This is a genomic window from Tatumella sp. UCD-D_suzukii, assembly GCF_000611875.2.
Lineage (GTDB): Bacteria > Pseudomonadota > Gammaproteobacteria > Enterobacterales > Enterobacteriaceae > Tatumella > Tatumella ptyseos.
Map to the genome: position 1 here is coordinate 54,262 of NZ_JFJX01000049.1, position 18,039 is coordinate 72,300.

Consider the following 18,039-nt stretch of genomic DNA (forward strand, 5'->3'; position numbering starts at 1 on the left):
AGCCTTAAGCTAATATAGTTGAGATCATTAACGCAGGGAGCTTTATGCAACAGCAAATCATCGAATGGCTGCAGTCACTGGGCCTGACACATTACACCAATGCATTGTCGGTCGTCGCGGTACTGGTCGCCATCGTGTTTATTTCACTGGTCATACATCTTCTGCTGCATAAATTGATGTTGCCGATGTTCAAGCGACGTGCGGAAGCAAGCCCGTACCAGTGGCCAAAGGCGTTACTGCGCCATAAGCTGTTTCACCGTGTCGCCTGGCTGTTACAGGGAATTTTATTTCAACTGCTGATCCAGGGCTGCCTGGACAGCAACTCGGCGCTGTTCAGCACATTAATGACGGCGGTTCAGCTTTGGATGATCCTGTTCACCTTGCTGATCGGGTTTTCACTGCTGGATGTGGTGCAGTCGGTCACTGCCCGCAGCATGCTGGCCCGGCAACTCCCGCTGAGGGGCATTCTGCAAAGTGTTAAGCTGGTCGCCGCTATCCTTATCAGCATTCTGATGATTTCCGTGCTGCTCGGGAAATCTCCGGGAGTGTTACTGACCGGACTGGGCGCAATGACCGCAGTCCTGATGCTGGTCTTCAAAGATCCTATCCTCGGCCTGGTTGCAGGGATCCAGCTTGCCGCCAATGATATGCTGAAGCTGAATGACTGGCTGGATATGCCAAAGTACGGTGCTAACGGTTCCGTTATAGATATCAACCTGACCACCGTGAAGGTTCAGAACTTTGATAACACTATCGTGACCATCCCCGCCTATGCGCTGATTTCAGATTCCTTTAAGAACTGGCGTGGCATGTCAGAGTCCGGCGGCCGCCGGATCATGCGCAGCCTGAATATCGATGCGACCAGTATCCATTTTCTTTCAGAGCAGGAAGCTGAACAGCTCAGTCAGGCGCATTTTCTGGTGCCCTATATGAACCAAAAGCGCCAGGAAGTCACCGAGTGGAATAAGAAAAATGCCGAAGGCAGTGACTCTGCCCTCAATTACCGGGCCCTGACAAATGTGGGAACCTTCCGGATCTGGCTGGAAACCTGGCTGCGTAATCATCCGCGGATCCGTCAGGATATGACCCTGATGGTCCGCCAACTGGCACCGACAGACAGCGGGCTACCGATTCAGATTTATGCCTTTACTAATACAACCGTCTGGGGTGAATACGAGAATATTCAGAGTGATATTTTCGATTATATTTATGCCGCACTTCCGGCGTTCAGTCTGCAGGTATTTCAGCATCCGACGGGAAGTGATATGCGGGCTTTGGGAGGAGGGTTAGCCGGTGCGGTTGCCACAGCACGTCCCCCTGCCGGGGAGACCTCAGCGCATTAACTGACGGCCGGACCGGGAAACCCCGGTCCGGCGGGCTGATTAGCCTTGTGAAGAGACGTTATTTTTCTTCTTAAACAGACGATAACTTAACAGCAGTAATACCACCCAAATCGCTCCGGCATAAAGTGACAGCCGGGTATCCGGGAAGTAACCAATCAGCGCTATAATAAACACCAGGAACAGGATCCCGATAACAGACATCACTGAGCCCCCCGGTAACGGGAACTTGATCTGGCTGCGACCTTCCGCGCCCAGTTTCTTACGGAAACCAATCTGCGCCAGCAAAATCATGATCCAGACCCAGACCGTGGCAAAGGTTGCCAGCGAGGCAATGACCAGGAAGACTTTTTCCGGCATCAGGTAGTTCAGCAATACGGCAATCAGCAGAGCGACCATCATCACCACCACCGTCAGCCATGGGGTACCGCGTTTAGAGACCGCGGTAAACATCTTAGGCGCATCCCCCTGTTCAGCCATGCCATGCAGCATACGACCGACCCCGAAGATATCGCTGTTAATCGCCGATAGCGAGGCGGTGATCACCACAAAGTTCAGTACCGCGGCGGCGGCGGCGACTCCCAGGTGCTGGAAGGTCAGGACAAACGGACTGCCATTGGTCCCTACCTGATCCCACGGATAGATGGACATAATGACAAACAGCGTACCGACGTAAAATACCAGAATACGCCAGGGAACGGAGTTGATAGCTTTGGGGATCGTGTTTTCCGGTTTGTCCGCTTCACCGGCGGTGATCCCGATAATCTCAATCCCGCCGTAAGCAAACATCACCATCTGTAAAGACAGCAGCATTCCGGTGAGTCCGTGTGCAAAGAAACCGCCATGGCTCCACAGGTTACTGATACCGGTCGGATGACCGCCGTTACCTATTCCCCAAATAATGATACCCAGGCCTGCCAGGATCATCAGAACAATGGTGGCGACTTTGAAGAAGGAGAACCAGAACTCAAGCTCACCGAACACCTTTACGCTCATCATATTGATGGCACCGATGATCAGCACCACACTGAGTACCCATATCCAGTGAGGCACCTCCGGGAACCACACGCCCATATACACTCCGAAGGCGGTGACATCGGCGATGGCGACGATCAGAATTTCAAAGCAGTAAGTCCAGCCCGTAATATACCCCGCCATCGGGCCAAGGTAATCCCTGGCATAACGGGAAAAGGAACCGGCATTCGGATTATTTACCGACATCTCCCCCAGTGCGCGCATAATAATATAGGCGACAGCACCACCGATAATATAGGCCAGCAGAACACTCGGTCCCGCCATACGGATAGCATCCGCCGAGCCATAAAATAACCCGGTTCCGATAGCGGAACCCAATGCCATAAACCTGATATGTCTGGTGCTGAGCCCCCGACGCAGTGTATTTGTTTTTTGCATAACGACCTGTACCTGTAAAAAAGAAAACCACGGGCAGGCCCGTGGTTTATACTTCAGTATTCCGGTTTACTGATGTACTTTTGCCGGATAACTCCCTTTAATCCGGTCAATGACCACACAAACCACCAGGATGACGAGTGTCGGTGGCAGCCATGACAGTCCCTGATCGGCCAGCGGCAGATTCTGACAGAATCCCGGTAACAAGTCTTTAAATTCGCTGCCTTTAATCGCATCGATGGCACCAAAAATCAGGCTGACCAGCATTGCCGGTGCAATAATCCGCGAGCTGCGGTTCCACCAGCGCAGAGTGAAGCTCAGTACCACCAGCACAATGCACGGCGGGTAAATGGCGGTCAGTACCGGAATAGATAACTGGATCAGATGGCTCAGTCCCAGGTTAGAGACCAGCATTGAAAAGCCGCCCAGAATAAAGACCAGCGCACGATAGGAAAGCGGCAGTAGCTGTGCAAAAAACTCAGCACAGGCACAGGTCAGTCCGACCGCAGTGACCATACAGGCAACAAAGATTAAGGCGCCCAGGAACAGGCTGCCTGCCCCGCCGAAGGTATGTTGCACATACGCATGCAGGATAGTCGCACCGTTAGCGCCAGCCGGCACCAGGTGACCACTGCCGGACCCGAGACGGAACAGCGCCAGATAGACCAGCGTCAGGCCGATACCGGCAATAATTCCTGCCAGCATGGTATAGCGGGTCAGCAGACCGGCTTCTTCAATGCCGCGTGAACGTGCCGCATTGACGATAACAATACCGAAGACCAGTGCGCCAAGCGTATCCATGGTCAGGTAACCGTTAACAAAACCGTTCGAAAATGCTGCCGTCTGATAGACATCGACTGCCGGGATTTCACCGCCCGCCGGCCAGAGCATCGCCGCCACACCCAGGATAGCCAGTGCCACAATTTTCAGCGGCGCCAGAAAGTGCCCTACGGTATCCAGCAGTTTCCCCGGATAGAGAGAAATCAGAATGACCAGCGCAAAATAGATCAGGCTGTAAATGAATAAAGGCATTGCCCCGTCACCGGCCAGCGGCGCAATTCCGATTTCAAAAGAGACAGTCGCGGTACGCGGTGTCGCAAACAGTGGACCGACAGCGAGGTAACAGACTGTCGCCAGCACCAGGCCCGCCACTTTCCCGATAGGCGAGCTGAGGGCATCAATACCGCCCCCCACACGAGCCAGGGCAATGACCGTCAGCACCGGTAGTCCGACGGCAGTAATAAGGAAACCACCGGCAGCCGTCCAGACATGTTCTCCGGCCTGAACACCTACCATCGGCGGGAAGATTATATTGCCGGCGCCAACAAACAGGGCAAAAGTCATAAAGCCCAGCGCAAGGATATCTTTAGTCGTTAATTGTTTAGTCATAAATCACTCTGCACATCATGTGCTGACAGAAGCAGGAAGTTGGGTTTGGTTATCATCCATCCACGAATAATTTTTCACCTGATACTGACGCCCTGCCGGGCGCCGGACTGAAAGCAGCGAAATATTCAGTTTATTATTTTTCACCAGAGGATTTGATGATAACGGTCATAAGTAAAACTTTTATAGCGATGAAAGGCAATAACGGATCGCCAAACCAGTAGGAAATGCCATATTTACTCAGAAAGGCAGTGAATATAACGGTTTTTACAGCAAGCAGGCGGGGATGATGTGTTTATTATTTGAACTGAGCATAAGGATATATACATTTTTCATATGACAGGCAAAGAAAAGGCGCGGAACCCGCGCCTTTCCGGCAGAGACTTTCCGGGGCTACCAGACTTCTCCGGCAATCGCCACCACACTGCGGATTTTCTGCCATTGCTCGTCTTCAGTGATGCTATTCCCTTCTTCGGTGGAAGCAAAACCGCACTGCGGACTGAGGCAGAGTTGTTCAATACTGAGAAATTGCGCAGCTTCTGCAATACGGGCTTTCACCTGTGCAGGATCTTCCGGGGTGCCGTTTTTGGTGGTGATCAGACCGAGCACCGCCTGCTGGTGTCCGGGGCGGATAAAACGCAGCGGTTCAAACCCTCCTGAACGCTCATTGTCATATTCCAGGAAGAAGGCATCGACATTCACCTGGCCAAACAAAACTTCGGCCACCGGCTCATAACCCCCTTCAGAAATCCAGGTCGAACGGAAATTTCCGCGACAGACATGCAATCCGACGGTGAGATCAGAGGGTTTACCAATCAGCGCCTGGTTCAGGACTCTGGCGTACGTTTCCGCCAGCGCTTCCGGGTCATCACCACGGGCACGGACCTGCGCTTTCTGGTCTTCGGAACATAAATAGGCCCAGACCGTATCATCGAGTTGCAGATAACGGCATCCGGCCTGGTAAAAGGCATGGATCGCCTCGCGCCATGTGGCAGCCAGATCATCAAAATAGTCATTCAGATCCGGGTAGACCGTTTCGTCGATATATTCCCGGCCACCACGGAAATGCAGCACGCTCGGGCTGGGGATGGTCATTTTAGCCACGGCATCACCGGCAATACTCTGCAGATAACGGAAATCTTCCAGCATCGGATGGTCTTTGAACCCCAGTTTCCCGGTCACACGGACGCCCCGGGCTTTGGTTTCTACTCCGTTGAACTGAATACCGTGGGCGGCTTCAAAGGGTTCTACCCCTTCCAGCCCTTCAAAAAAGTCAAAATGCCACCAGGCACGACGAAACTCACCATCGGTGACGACCTGTAAACCGGCTGCCCGTTGTTTCTCCACCACATCAAGGATGGCGGCATTTTCAATTTCTCTGAGTTCTTCTGCGCCCAGTGTACCGTTCGCAAATTCTGAACGAGCCTGTTTAATGGATTCAGGGCGTAAAAAACTACCAACAGTCTCTGCACGAAATGGGGCGTGTTCTCTTTGCATTGTTATTCTCCGGGTCCGCTACCGTTCCGGCCACTGGTAGTAAAAAGCCATCCGGACGGCTAAATGTCTTTCTGTAGCATGACATGAGGAAAATTCCTCATCAATTGATGAAATTTCAGTATAGATGAATTTTTTTCATTGGTGACTTCAGGAAAGTTCATTTTCCCGGAGAGAACATGACAGAAGAGACGGGACGCAGACACCGCGCCCCGGGGAAGTCATCAGGACGTCGATATATCAGTACGGCTTTCTTTGCCGACAATCAGACGGGAGGCAAGCTGAAAACTAAAGCAGGTCGCCTTTCCGGGAATACTGGAAACCGATAACCGGCTGCCATGATGCCCCAGCGCATGCTTCACAATCGCCAGGCCCAGGCCACTGCCCCCGGTCTGCCGGGAACGGGCCTTATCCACCCGGTAAAAGCGCTCGGTCAGATGAGGAATATGCTCAGCGGCGATCCCCGGGCCATTATCGGTCACCGAAAAAAGCGCGCCCTGCGCATCCCGCTGCCAGACGATATCAATGCGGGTATTTTCCGGAGTATGACTGAGTGCATTGTAAACCAGGTTAGAAATTGCGCTGCGCAACTGTTCATCATTACCATACACCCGCAGGTCGCTGTCCACCGAGAAACTGACCACCTGCCCCGGATGTTTCAGACTGTCGGCTTCCTGTTGCAGCATCGACAGCATTCCCGGTACATCAACGACCTCCCGGATATTCATCGCAGGGGCAGCTTCTATCCGGGTCAGGGTCATCAGTTGCCTGATAAGCCCCTCCATACGCCGCGACTGCTCCTGCATGGTACCTACCGCTTTCATCCGCAACGGCGCATTCATCTGGTCATCTTCCATCATTTCCAGATAGCCCTGAAGCACAGTGAGCGGAGTACGTAATTCATGGCTGACATTGGCAAAAAAGTGCCGGCGCATATTTTCGAGCTGGCGCATCTGCGTCATATCCCTTGCACTGATCATCCATTGGCCTTCAGTATAAGGCACAATTCTGAACTCCATATGACGGCCATTATTCAGTAACTGCGTCAGAGGTTTTTCAAAATCGGCAGTCTGTAAATAACGACTGAATTCGGGGTAGCGCAGCAGATTAAGAATATTTTGTCCGCTGTCTTCCGGCCAGCGCAGCCCCAGATATTCCTGAGCCAGCCCGTTACACCAGAAGATATTCCCCTCTTCGGTGGTCAGCACCAGCGCATCCGGCAGCGACTCAGCGCCACTTCGGAAGCGTTTGATCAGGCTTCGCAGTTCACGGCGACGGTGGCGGTTACGTGCCTGCATCAGATACAGACCGTGAAACAGCGGTTCCCAGCTCCCCTTACCGGTCGGGGGGGTCATACTTTTATCCACCCACAACCAATGGGACAGGCGCATCAGTTGAAAGAAATGCCAGAACAGTAAAAGGGCGACGGCCAGAAACAGACACCCGCCCGGATACCCGCTCACCAGGCCGACAATGCCCCCTGCAACGCAGACAAGAAAGAATTCTGACAACAGGGTACGCCACGAAAGTTTATCCAGCAAAAGTCACACTCCTGTCAGAAACGGGCTGAAAACCGGTAACCGGTGCCGCGGACAGTCTGAACCATACGTTCATGACCACTGATTTCAAGCGCTTTACGCAACCGGCGGATATGCACATCCACGGTCCTGTCTTCCACGTAAACATTCGTTCCCCAGACGTGATTCAGTAATTGCTCACGACTGTAAACACGTTCGGGATGGGTCATAAAAAAGTGCAGGAGTTTATATTCTGTCGGCCCCATATCCAGCGGGGTTTCGCCGGCCATCACCCGATGAGAGGTCGGGTCTAATGTCAGCCCCTGAATATCGATAAGTTCATCATCGGCCATCGGAGAAATACGACGGATCACTGCTTTGATCCTGGCAATCAGCTCCCGGGGAGAAAAAGGCTTAGTAATATAGTCATCAGCCCCCGCATCCAGACCACGGACACGATCTTCCTCTTCTCCGCGGGCCGTCAGCATCACCACCGGAATATCACGGGTCATGGCTTCTTTTTTAATATATTTAATCAATTGAATACCACTGCCCCCCGGGAGCATCCAGTCAAGCAGGATCAGATCGGGCCAGGGTTCAATCAGTTGCTTCACCGCGCTGTCATAATCTTCGGCTTCGATGGGATGGTAACCATTCTGCTCCAGCACAAAACATAACATTTCACGGATTGGAGCTTCATCTTCCACGACAAGAATGCGTTTAGCCATTGTTTCTCCAGAGGATATTTCCGGATTCTTCCGGTATACGCGGCACATTATGAGACAGTTTTATGACAGATTTATGAAGGAATGTCAGGGATATTTTTGCCGGCTTCCCCGGCGGGTACCGGTGCAGAGATACTTTTTTATCCCTGCACCGTCTGCAGGTATACTACGGGCAGCAGGCAATTTCGGGAGCATCATGAAAATTATCCATACCTCCGACTGGCATCTGGGCCAGTTTTTTTATTCCCGTAGCCGGGCGCGGGAACATCAGGCTTTCCTCGACTGGCTTCTCGCGCAGATCACTCTGCATCAGGTCAATGCCCTGATTGTTGCCGGAGATATTTTTGATACCGGTTCCCCGCCCAGTTATGCCCGGGAAATGTATAATCATTTTGTGGTTGAGCTGCAAAAAACCGGTTGCCGGCTGGTGATCCTGGCGGGAAACCATGACTCTGTCGCGATGCTGAACGAATCACGGGAACTGCTGGCCTGTCTGAATACCCGGGTGATCGCCAGTGCCAGCCCTGACGGCGAAGATCAGTTGGTGGTGCTGAAAGATGCTCAGGATCTGCCTGCCGCCATTTTATGTGCTATCCCGTATTTACGTCCGCGGGATATCCAGCTCAGCCAGGCCGGGCTGGACAGTCAGCAAAAACAGCAAAATCTGCTGCAGGCCATTGCAGACCATTACCGGCACTGTTATCAGGCCGCCCTGCGGCTTCGCGAGACGCTGGGTGACCCGTCACTGCCGATCATAGCGACCGGTCATCTGACTGCCCTGGGGGTCAGTAAAAGCGATTCCGTACGCGATATTTATATCGGTACCCTGGACGCCTTTCCGGCCTCCGCCTTTCCGCCCGCAGATTATATCGCCTTAGGCCATATCCACCGCCCGCAACAGGTGGGGGGGCAGCCTCATATCCGTTACAGCGGCTCGCCCATCGCACTGAGTTTTGATGAGTCTTCCACAGAAAAAAGCGTGTGTCTGGTGGAGTTCAGCCCGCAATCCGCCCCGGTGATCACACAGTTACCGATCCCCTGCGTTCAGCCACTGAAGACCCTGAAAGGATCACTGGCAGAAATTGAACAACAACTGGACTTACTGACACCGCTTGCCGGGGCCCCACCGGTCTGGCTGGATATAGAAGTCACGCAGCAGGAGTACCTCAGTGATCTGCAGCAACGGGTGGAGGCACTGATTGAGGGCCGCCCGGCGGAAGTGCTGCTGTTACGGCGCAGCCGAAACAGCACAACAACCGGTATTGCCCGCGAAACGAATGAAACCCTGAACGAACTGACCGCAGAAGAAGTGTTCCTGCGTCGTCTGAGCCGCGAAGAAGCGTTACCGGAAGAAGAGCAGCAGCGACTCCTGACCCTGTTTCTTCAGACCCTGGAACTGGTCCGGGATGCCGGCACGGAGAATGAATGAAAATACTGACATTACGGTTTAAGAACCTGAATGCACTGCGCGGGGAATGGTTTATTGATTTCCGGCGTGAACCCTTTGCCGGTAACGGGCTGTTTGCCATTACCGGGGATACCGGTGCAGGTAAAACCACGCTGCTGGATGCTATCTGCCTGGCGCTTTATCACCAGACCCCCAGGCTGACGAACATCAGCCAATCGCAGAATGCACTGATGAGCCGTGGCTGCAGTGATTGTCTTGCCGAAGTTGAATTTGAAATTCGCGGTGAGGCCTGGCGGGCATTCTGGAGCCAGAACCGTGCCCGCAACCAGCCGGACGGAAAACTGCAACCGCCCCGGGCGGAACTGGCCCGCTGTGCGGATAATGTGATTGTTGCAGATAAACTCCAGGATAAGCTGCGCTACACCGAACAGCTCTCCGGACTCAATTTTCAGCGATTTACCCGGTCGATGATGCTCTCGCAGGGGCAGTTCGCGGCTTTCCTGAATGCGCCTCCGGGCGAGCGGGCTGAACTGCTGGAAGAACTGACCGGCACCGAAATCTACGGGCAGATCTCCCGCAGTGTATTTGAACAACATAAAGCCTTACGGCAGCAACTGGAGACACTGCGGGCCGGGTTGTCAGGGGTCGTCTTGCTGGATGACGCTGCCCGCCAGCAGATCCTGCACCAACAGCAGGAACTGCAAACCACAGAACAACAACTGCAGCAGGAACTCACCCGCCATGAACAGGCCTTACTCTGGCTGAACCAGACCCGGCAACTGAAAGACCAGCACCGGCAACGTGAACTGGCGCATCAGGAGACCCGCGAGCGTCTGGAACAGGCAGAACCCTGGCGTCTGCGTCTGCAATGCAGTGAGCCGGCGGAAAAAATCAGACCGCTGTGGCAGCAATTACAGGGCCGCCGTCAGTCGCAGCAGGAACTGTTCACCCAACAGACTCTTGCGGCCGAACGTCTCAAACAAACGGAGACCGCACACCGGCAAGCGCACGAACGATGGCAGTCTGCTGATCAAGACTATCGCCGGCAACAGATGCAGCAACAGCAACTGGAAACCCTGCTCAGTGAACAGGTGATCCCGCTGGATCACACGCTTGCCAGCGAAGAACAACAACTGAACCGGTCTCTGCAACAGCTTAAAGAGCAACAACAGCAACAGGCGGAGACCCGTCAGCAGATCACTCAGACAGAACAGCAACTGCAACAACTGAACAGCCAGCGGGAACACTGGCTGAACTGGCACCAGCAACATGCAGGCCTGGCAGAGTGGGGCCCTGCCCTGCCCCTGTGGCGCGAGCGGCTGAGTCAATGGCAACAGCATGCACTGACTGCCAGGACGCTGCATGAGCAGATGACGAAGCAACAGCAGGAACTCAGCCAGCAGGCCCTTGTGCTGACCGGCCTGCATAATACTCTGCCGCCCCTGCAGCAGGCAGAATCCGCTGCCGCCACCGATCTCGAACGTCTGACGCAACAGCAGCAGTCTCTGGAAAACGAGCATACCCGCGATGCGCTGCGTCAGACGCTGGAGAATGCGCAGTCCCGACGTGCCCGCCAGCAGCAACTGCTGCTGCTGGCCACAAAATCTGAGCCGTTACATCACCAGTTGAATAAGCTGCAACCACAGGTCGCCGCGCTGCAACAAAAGATAGCTGCCGATGAACAGTCGCTGACACAGTTTCGCGAGCTGTTCCAGACTGAGCGCAAACAACTCCAGGCGCTGATCACCCTGTGTGAACTGGATGCGAGGATCACCGATCTTGCCGCATTGCGGGAGACCCTCGAGGCCGGACATCCCTGCCCGCTGTGCGGCTCCTGTGAACATCCGTCGGTCACGGAATATAAACAACTACAGCCCGCCGAAAATCAGCAACTGAAACTGGCGCAGGAAAAGCGGGTGGCTGAACTGCAGGAACAAGGCGTCCGGCGTAAAGAGCAACTCGCCCAGGCCCGCCAGCAGTACGGGCAAATGACGGAGGAGATCACCACCCTGACCGCTGCACTTGCGGAGTCAGAAGCACAATGGCAATCGCTGTGCCTGGCTGAAGGACTGACGCTGAAGCTCACTGAAATGCCGCTGCTGCAACACTATCTGCAGGAGACAGAAGCCAGGGAACAGCAGGTCCGTCACCAGTTACAGCTGCGGGAACAGGCAGCCCTGGCCTGTCAGCAGGCCCGGGAACACTACTACCAAAGCCGTGACCGATTACAGCACCACCAGCAACAAACCGCATTGATGACGGAACAGCAAAATACCCGTCAGGCCGCCGTTGAAGAGAGCAGTAAAAATTACCGGCAGACAACAGAACAGGCTGAACGATTGCTGTCCTCATTACGGGAAGAGATCTCCCGCTACGCACTGTCGCTGCCGGAAGAAATTCAGGCGGCAGACGCGTGGCTGAACACGCAGCAGGAGCTCTGGAAAAAGTGGCAACACAATGAACAACAGCTTCGCGATACGGAACCGGAACAGATCCGTCTGACGACTTCGCTGGAAAGAATGCAGCAGGATCTCCAGCGGCAGATGACGGTGAGCGCGCAAACAGAACAGACTGTCACACAACAACGCGGACAGCTGTCAGCCTTGCGGGAGAAACGCCACAGCTTATTTGCGGATAAAGACGTCAATGAGGCACGGCAGTCCATGCAGCGAGAGTTGACACAACTTCAGCAACAGCAGCAGGATCTCCTGGAAAAATCCCATGCGTTGCAGCGTGAACTCAGCCTGCAGGATGGTCAGCATCGCCAGCAGGAGCAACAATATCGCCAGCTGGCAGAACAGCGGCAGAACGACGAATTGCAGTTTACCGATGCCCTGCAGAAACAGGGCTTCAGCGACAGCGATGCTTTTACTGCTGCCCTGCTGGACGAAGAGGCCGCCACTTCCCTGCGCCGGCAATTGCAGGAACTGGAACAGGCCAGCGACCAGACCGGGATCCTGTTAAAACAGATGCATGAGAGCCTGCAGCAACATCTGCAACAGCGGCCGGAGGGCATTCCGGACGAGAGCAACGTACTGGCAGAAATAACCGTCACCCTGAAACAGCGCCTGAATGAAACTATCGGCCAGCAGGGAGCACTACGTGAACAGCTTCAGGCCGATGATCGCTACCGTCAGCAACAACAGCAGTTGATCGAAAAGATCAGTCAGCAACAGAGGCTGCTGGCTGACTGGGATCATCTTAACCATCTGATCGGATCGGCCAGCGGGGATCGGTTCCGCCGGTTTGCCCAGGGTCTGACGCTGGATCATCTGGTCTGGCTGGCCAACCAGCAACTGGCGCGTCTTCACGGGCGCTATCTGTTGCAGCGTCAGTCGGATGACACTCTGGAACTGGCGGTCATTGATCGCTGGCAGGCGGACAATTGCCGGGATACACGTACATTATCCGGCGGGGAAAGTTTCCTGGTCAGCCTGGCGCTGGCGCTGGCGTTATCCGACCTGGTGAGCGAGAAGAACCGGATTGAGTCACTCTTCCTCGATGAAGGCTTTGGCACGCTGGATGCGGAAACACTCGACGTGGCACTCGATGCGCTGGATAGCCTGAACGCCAGCGGTAAAACCATCGGTGTGATCAGCCATGTTGACGCCATGAAAGAACGGATCCCGTTACAAATCCGGGTCATCAAAAATAATGGCCTCGGTTACAGCAAACTCGAACTGCCGCAGCCCTGAGGCCAGGCCGCCGGCCATTCTGCGTTACCGCATGGCCGGGGTCAGGCCTGCGGGTTCTCCTGCTGACGCCACTGGCGGGGGCTGATGCCATACCAGCGGCGGCAGGCCCGGGAGAAGGCACTGACTTCAGAGTACCCCAGCAGCATCGCCATCGCAGAAACGGACAAGGATTGCTGTTTCAGATAATGAGCCGCCAGTTCACTGCGTACCGCATCCAGCAGACGCGAGAAACTGACATCCTGTTCACGTAAGCGACGCTGTAAGGTCCATTCAGATAACCCCATATTCTCTGCCACCTGTTCCAGGGTCGGTTCGCCATTGCTCAGCAACAGATGAATACAGGCTCTGACCTTACCGATCAGCCCCTGACTTTCACGGGTGGTATTCAGGCGCTGCAGGGCATCTTTCACGACCATCAGCAGCATAGGATCATTATCCGGCATCGCCCGCTGCAGTTCGCGACGGCTAATCAGCAGAGAATTGTAGGGTTGATCAAAGTAGACGGGGGCATCAAAAATTTTACAGTGTTCGTGCCAGTTTTCCGGGCGGGAGTGTTCAAAATGGACTTCACGGGGAGCCCAGTGCTGACCGGCTGAGTGACGGATCAGGTTCATGAACATCCCCATCGTCAGCTCTGCATCCTGACGACGCGATAAAATGGCCCCGTGGCGCACCTGATAATCGAGCCGCCAGTAATCCCCTTTATCGACCATCCGGGTCAGGGTATCGTGCTGATGGCAGGGGAAAAATTGCACCACATTCTGTAATGCCGATTCAAGCGTTGGCGAACAGAGGCCGATGTAGCCAATCAACCCCAGTGACTGCGGCTTAAACTGACGACCATAATGCAGGCCGAAATTACGGGTGGAAGAGTGCCTGGCTGCTTCCTCCAGTACACGACAGTAATTTGCCAGCCCCAGACTCAGGGTCGGGCTGCCCAGCAGTTCCGGGTCGACACCACTCAGCCCGAAGATGCGATCACTGTCGCCCCCCTGACTGCTGATAAAATCACTCAATCCGGTCGCTGCCGCTGCCAGAACACCCCGGTTACCGGACGAGAGACCGGCCATAGACTGAGATGCTGTGGTTAAGAGAGTCATTGTACTGTTCATACCTGTCCCGGAATTTACCTGCATTAAACACATAGGCTAATGTAATGCAAAATCCGTACCACCCTCTATGTCAGTTCTGTGACAATCCCGGGGTCAGCTGACAGGAGCAACAGTGCACCAACAGCGGGCACTGCCACGGTGCAAAAGAGGGTCACGCCCCGACGGGCCAGCGATCGGTTTCCAGATAGCGGCGGCACAGGCGAACCGTGTCTGCCGACCACTGATCCTCCAGGCTTTTTGCCATGTCGGTTCCGGCATGTGAACCCATCCAGGCACTGAGTTGCAGACGACGCTGCATCAGCAGATCAGGCAGCACCGCCAGATCCTCATCACTGACATGTGCAATTTTTTCATACCCGGTCAGCCAGTTTTCGATCCATTCACCGGCACGCGGATGATGTTCAAAAAAACTGACCGCGGCTGCCAGGTCATGCATATACCAGCCAAAACCGCAGTCATCGAAATCAATGATCCGGGTTTGCCCCTGATGATGTAATAAGTTGGTCAGTCGCAGATCCGCATGGATCAGGCCGTAACGATCCGCCGATTGTCCGTACACCGCCAGTTTACGACCAATGTTTCCGATGGCCCCGGTGATCAGCGCATGATCCTCCCGGTTCAGCCGGGGAGCATCCTGCCAGCGTCCCCAGTGCCCGGCATCTCCCACCATGGTCTGGTGATCCCAGATAATGCGCTGAAAGCTTGCCGGACGCTGCCACTGACGGCTGTGCTGATGCAGGCGGGCAGTCACTTCCCCCAGTGCCTGAAATGCGACCGGGTCCACATTGGTGGTCGGCATTTCACCGTCCATCCATTCAAAAATAACCACATGACGGATGCTGCCCTCCCCGGTGACCACGGTCTGAACCGTTTCCCCTTCACCGTCTTTGACGGCTTCCGGGACTTCGATTCCGCTTTCTCTCAGCGCGTCCAGCCACAGCAATTCACTCAGGATATCGGCTTTCTGGTGGTAATCTGCCCGATGCAGACGTAACGCATAACGGCTGTCCGCTGTTTTCAGTAAAAAGGTCGCGTTTTCCGAACGGCAGATCAGTGACAACTCCCCCTGGCAGAGGGCCGGATAACGACTAAGCGCCTGATGCGCCACCCGGTAAATTTGTGCTTCAGTCATTGGATCATTCTGTTTTACTTCCATTGCGTGGCCCTCTTTACTCAATATCGTCCGTCAGTCTGTGATCCAGCATGCCCGTGGTGAACGACGTATTTCCTGACACCGCAATAGCAAAACCTGGCTTCAGACGACAATATCAGTCCTTCCCCCGCCGGAGTTGACTTCAGACGACAAACTCTGACCGGTACGGTCAGGTATTTACCCGCTAGCCCGCGGCATTATGCCCGTGACAGATCATTTTGCAGGCCACTGGCCGGGCAGAGGGTTAATTCACGATGGGGATACTAAGATGACAACAAAACTAAAACCCACACTTGGCACATTCTCCCTGTGGGGGATCGCTGTTGGTCTGGTGATATCCGGCGAGTATTTTGGCTGGAGCTATGGCTGGGGCGTGGCCGGGACGCTGGGGTTCCTGATCACGACGCTGCTGATTGCATTAATGTATGGCTGCTTTATTTTCAGTTTTACCGAGCTCACCACCGCTATCCCGCATGCGGGGGGACCGTTTGCTTACAGTCGCCGGGCATTTGGTGAAACCGGCGGCCTGATCGCCGGGCTTGCCACGCTGATTGAATTTGTTTTTGCGCCCCCGGCGATCGCTCTGGCCATCGGAGCCTACCTGAATATCCAGTTTCCGGCGCTTGACCCTAAGGTGGCCGCGGTCGGGGCTTATATCATTTTTATGGGGCTGAATATCCTCGGCGTGAAACTGGCGGCGATGTTTGAACTGATTGTCACCATCCTTGCGGTGATTGAGCTGCTGGTGTTTATGGGCGTCGTCTCTCCGGGCTTCAGCATGGCGAATTTTACCGCCCACGGCTGGGCGGGTGACCACGGTTTTGGCCTGCAGGCGCTGAGCGGTGTTTTTGCGGCGATCCCCTTTGCCATCTGGTTTTTCCTGGCCATTGAAGGGGCGGCCATGGCCGCTGAAGAAGCGAAAGACCCCCGCAAAAATATCCCGCGGGCCTATATCTCCGGTATTCTGACGCTGGTCGTGCTGGCTATCGGGGTGATGCTGCTGGCAGGCGGTGCCGGTGACTGGCGTAAACTTTCAGATATTAATGATCCGTTACCTCAGGCGATGAAAATGATTGTCGGGGAACATTCGCGCTGGATGCATATGCTGGTCTGGATCGGATTATTTGGTCTGATTGCCAGCTTCCATGGCATTATTCTTGGTTTCTCACGTCAGTTCTTTGCCCTGTCCCGGGCCGGCTATTTACCCCCGGCGCTGGCAAAGTTATCCCGTCATCAGACCCCGTACCGTGCCACCCTTGCCGGCGGTGTAATCGGTATCCTGGCTATCTTCAGCGATAACTGGATCCACCTGCAGGGGATGTCTCTGACCGCTGCCATGATCACCCTGGCCGTTTTTGGTGCCATTGTCATGTACATCATGAGCATGCTGAGTCTGTTCCGGTTACGCCGCACTGCACCGGACATGCCACGCAGCTTCCGGGCGCCGGGGTATCCGCTGGTACCGGGCATTGCGCTGGTACTGGCCGTACTTTGCCTGGTCTCTATGGTCTGGTTCAATCCGGTGATCGCCCTGCTGTTTGTGGTCATCATGCTGGCCGGTTACGGGTATTTCCGCCTGACAACCACTCAGCGAGCACAGGCCCCGCATGATGAATTACTGATGGATCGCGAGTAACCTCTGCAGCAGCACAGGGAATACCCTGTGTTGCTGTTTTTCTGTCCCAGGGCTTCCCGTCCGCTGACCTCTTACTGCCGTTCTCCCGCCCCTGTTTTTGCCTTCTCTGCCCGGTACTGTTGTTAATTCTTATCCCGGTTGCTGAAACCCGGCCCCTGATTGGGTATCATCTGCCCTCTGTCCGGAAATGCTGGCTTAAGGAATTAAGATGCTGTGGTTTAAAAATATGATGGTGTATCGTCTGAACCGGGAAATCCCGCTGTCTGTTGACGATATGGAACGACAACTCAGTGCCTGCAGTTTCACCCCCTGCGGAAGCCAGGACCAGTCAAAATCCGGCTGGGTCTCCCCTCTGAATGATAAGAGTGATTCTCTGCTGCATGTGAGTCAAGGTCAGATCCTGCTCTGCGCACGTAAAGAAGAGAAGATCCTGCCGGCACCGGTGATCAAACAAGCGCTGGAAGCAAAAATCCATCATCTGGAAACAGAACAACAGCGTAAGCTGAAAAAAACCGAAAAAGATGCCCTGAAAGATGAGGTGATCCATAGCCTGCTCCCGCGGGCCTTCAGCCGTTACAGCCAGACATGGTTATGGATCGACCCTCAGCATCAGCTGATTATGGTCGACAGTGCCAGTGCGAAAAAAGCCGAAGATTTACTGGCCCTGCTGCGTAAAAGCCTGGGGTCATTACCTGTGGTCCCGCTGGCTCTGGAAACCCCAATCGAACTGACTCTGACAGAATGGGTTCGCTCCGGCACCCTGCCGACAGGATTTGCGCTGCTGGACGAAGCTGAGCTGAAAGCCACGTTGGAAGAAGGCGGTGTGATCCGTTGTAAACAGCAGGAACTGGTTAGTGATGAAATTGCGCATCACATTGAAGCCGGTAAGCGGGTGACTAAGCTGGCCATTGACTGGCAGGAACGTTTGCAATGTATCGTTTGTGATGACGGTTCACTGAAACGCCTGAAATTCAGTGACACCCTGCGTGAACAGAATGATGATATTGACCGGGAAGATTTCGCGCTGCGTTTTGATGCCGATTTCTCGCTGATGACCGGCGAACTGGCTGCCTTTACAGAAGCATTAATTTCAGCGCTGGGCGGCGAAGCACAGCACTGAGACTGACGGTCATGCCCTGTGATACAGGGCATGACCGTGACAG

General features: G+C 54.5%; 12 protein-coding genes. 5 read left to right on the plus strand and 7 right to left on the minus strand.

The genetic code is table 11. The annotated features are described in order from the left end of the window. Positions 1 to 44 precede the first annotated feature (44 nt). A complete protein-coding gene (locus tag CG67_RS08415) occupies positions 45 to 1,343 on the plus strand; it encodes a mechanosensitive ion channel family protein (protein ID WP_025902508.1) in 1,299 nt (432 codons plus the stop codon). A 39-nt stretch (positions 1,344 to 1,382) separates the two neighbouring features. On the opposite strand, the gene proY is transcribed toward CG67_RS08415, so the two are convergent. From proY to phoB, 5 genes are all read right to left on the minus strand, one after another. Beyond that, the gene (gene proY / locus CG67_RS08420; protein ID WP_025902509.1) at positions 1,383 to 2,753 is read right to left on the minus strand and encodes a proline-specific permease ProY; all 1,371 of its coding nucleotides are present in this window, start codon (positions 2,751 to 2,753) and stop codon (positions 1,383 to 1,385) included. A gap of 66 nt (positions 2,754 to 2,819) precedes the next feature. Further along, entirely contained in the window at positions 2,820 to 4,139 is a 1,320-nt protein-coding gene (gene brnQ / locus CG67_RS08425) for a branched-chain amino acid transport system II carrier protein (protein ID WP_025902510.1), read from the minus strand. 390 nt (positions 4,140 to 4,529) lie between these two features. After that, on the minus strand, positions 4,530 to 5,633 hold the full coding sequence (locus CG67_RS08430) for a cobalamin-independent methionine synthase II family protein (protein WP_025902511.1): 1,104 nt from the start codon (positions 5,631 to 5,633) through the stop codon (positions 4,530 to 4,532). 221 nt (positions 5,634 to 5,854) lie between these two features. Next, the gene (gene phoR / locus CG67_RS08435) at positions 5,855 to 7,171 is read right to left on the minus strand and encodes a phosphate regulon sensor histidine kinase PhoR (protein ID WP_025902512.1); all 1,317 of its coding nucleotides are present in this window, start codon (positions 7,169 to 7,171) and stop codon (positions 5,855 to 5,857) included. A gap of 14 nt (positions 7,172 to 7,185) precedes the next feature. Further along, on the minus strand, positions 7,186 to 7,875 hold the full coding sequence (phoB, locus tag CG67_RS08440; protein ID WP_025902513.1) for a phosphate response regulator transcription factor PhoB: 690 nt from the start codon (positions 7,873 to 7,875) through the stop codon (positions 7,186 to 7,188). Between the two features lie 193 nt (positions 7,876 to 8,068). On the opposite strand from phoB, the gene sbcD reads away from it, so the two are divergent. Then, a complete protein-coding gene (sbcD, locus tag CG67_RS08445; protein ID WP_025902514.1) occupies positions 8,069 to 9,301 on the plus strand; it encodes an exonuclease subunit SbcD in 1,233 nt (410 codons plus the stop codon). Continuing rightward, complete coding sequence (locus CG67_RS08450) at positions 9,298 to 12,975, plus strand: SbcC/MukB-like Walker B domain-containing protein (RefSeq protein WP_025902515.1); 3,678 nt, start codon at positions 9,298 to 9,300, stop codon at positions 12,973 to 12,975. Before sbcD ends, CG67_RS08450 begins: the two co-directional genes overlap by 4 nt. A 41-nt stretch (positions 12,976 to 13,016) precedes the next feature. Here CG67_RS08450 and CG67_RS08455 read toward each other — a convergent pair whose 3' ends face one another. Both CG67_RS08455 and CG67_RS08460 read right to left on the minus strand, forming a co-directional pair. Beyond that, positions 13,017 to 14,087, minus strand: coding sequence for an AraC family transcriptional regulator (locus tag CG67_RS08455; protein WP_025902516.1), 1,071 nt, complete (start codon positions 14,085 to 14,087; stop codon positions 13,017 to 13,019). 151 nt (positions 14,088 to 14,238) lie between these two features. Further along, positions 14,239 to 15,243 (minus strand): phosphotransferase enzyme family protein, encoded by a 1,005-nt coding sequence (locus CG67_RS08460; protein WP_025902517.1) that lies wholly within the window; start codon positions 15,241 to 15,243, stop codon positions 14,239 to 14,241. Positions 15,244 to 15,508: 265 nt separating this feature from the next. Between CG67_RS08460 and eat the strand changes: the two genes are divergently transcribed. Both eat and rdgC read left to right on the plus strand, forming a co-directional pair. Then, positions 15,509 to 16,876 (plus strand): ethanolamine permease, encoded by a 1,368-nt coding sequence (eat, locus tag CG67_RS08465; RefSeq protein ID WP_025902518.1) that lies wholly within the window; start codon positions 15,509 to 15,511, stop codon positions 16,874 to 16,876. A 208-nt stretch (positions 16,877 to 17,084) separates the two neighbouring features. Further along, entirely contained in the window at positions 17,085 to 17,996 is a 912-nt protein-coding gene (rdgC, locus tag CG67_RS08470; RefSeq protein WP_025902519.1) for a recombination-associated protein RdgC, read from the plus strand. Positions 17,997 to 18,039 lie beyond the last annotated feature (43 nt).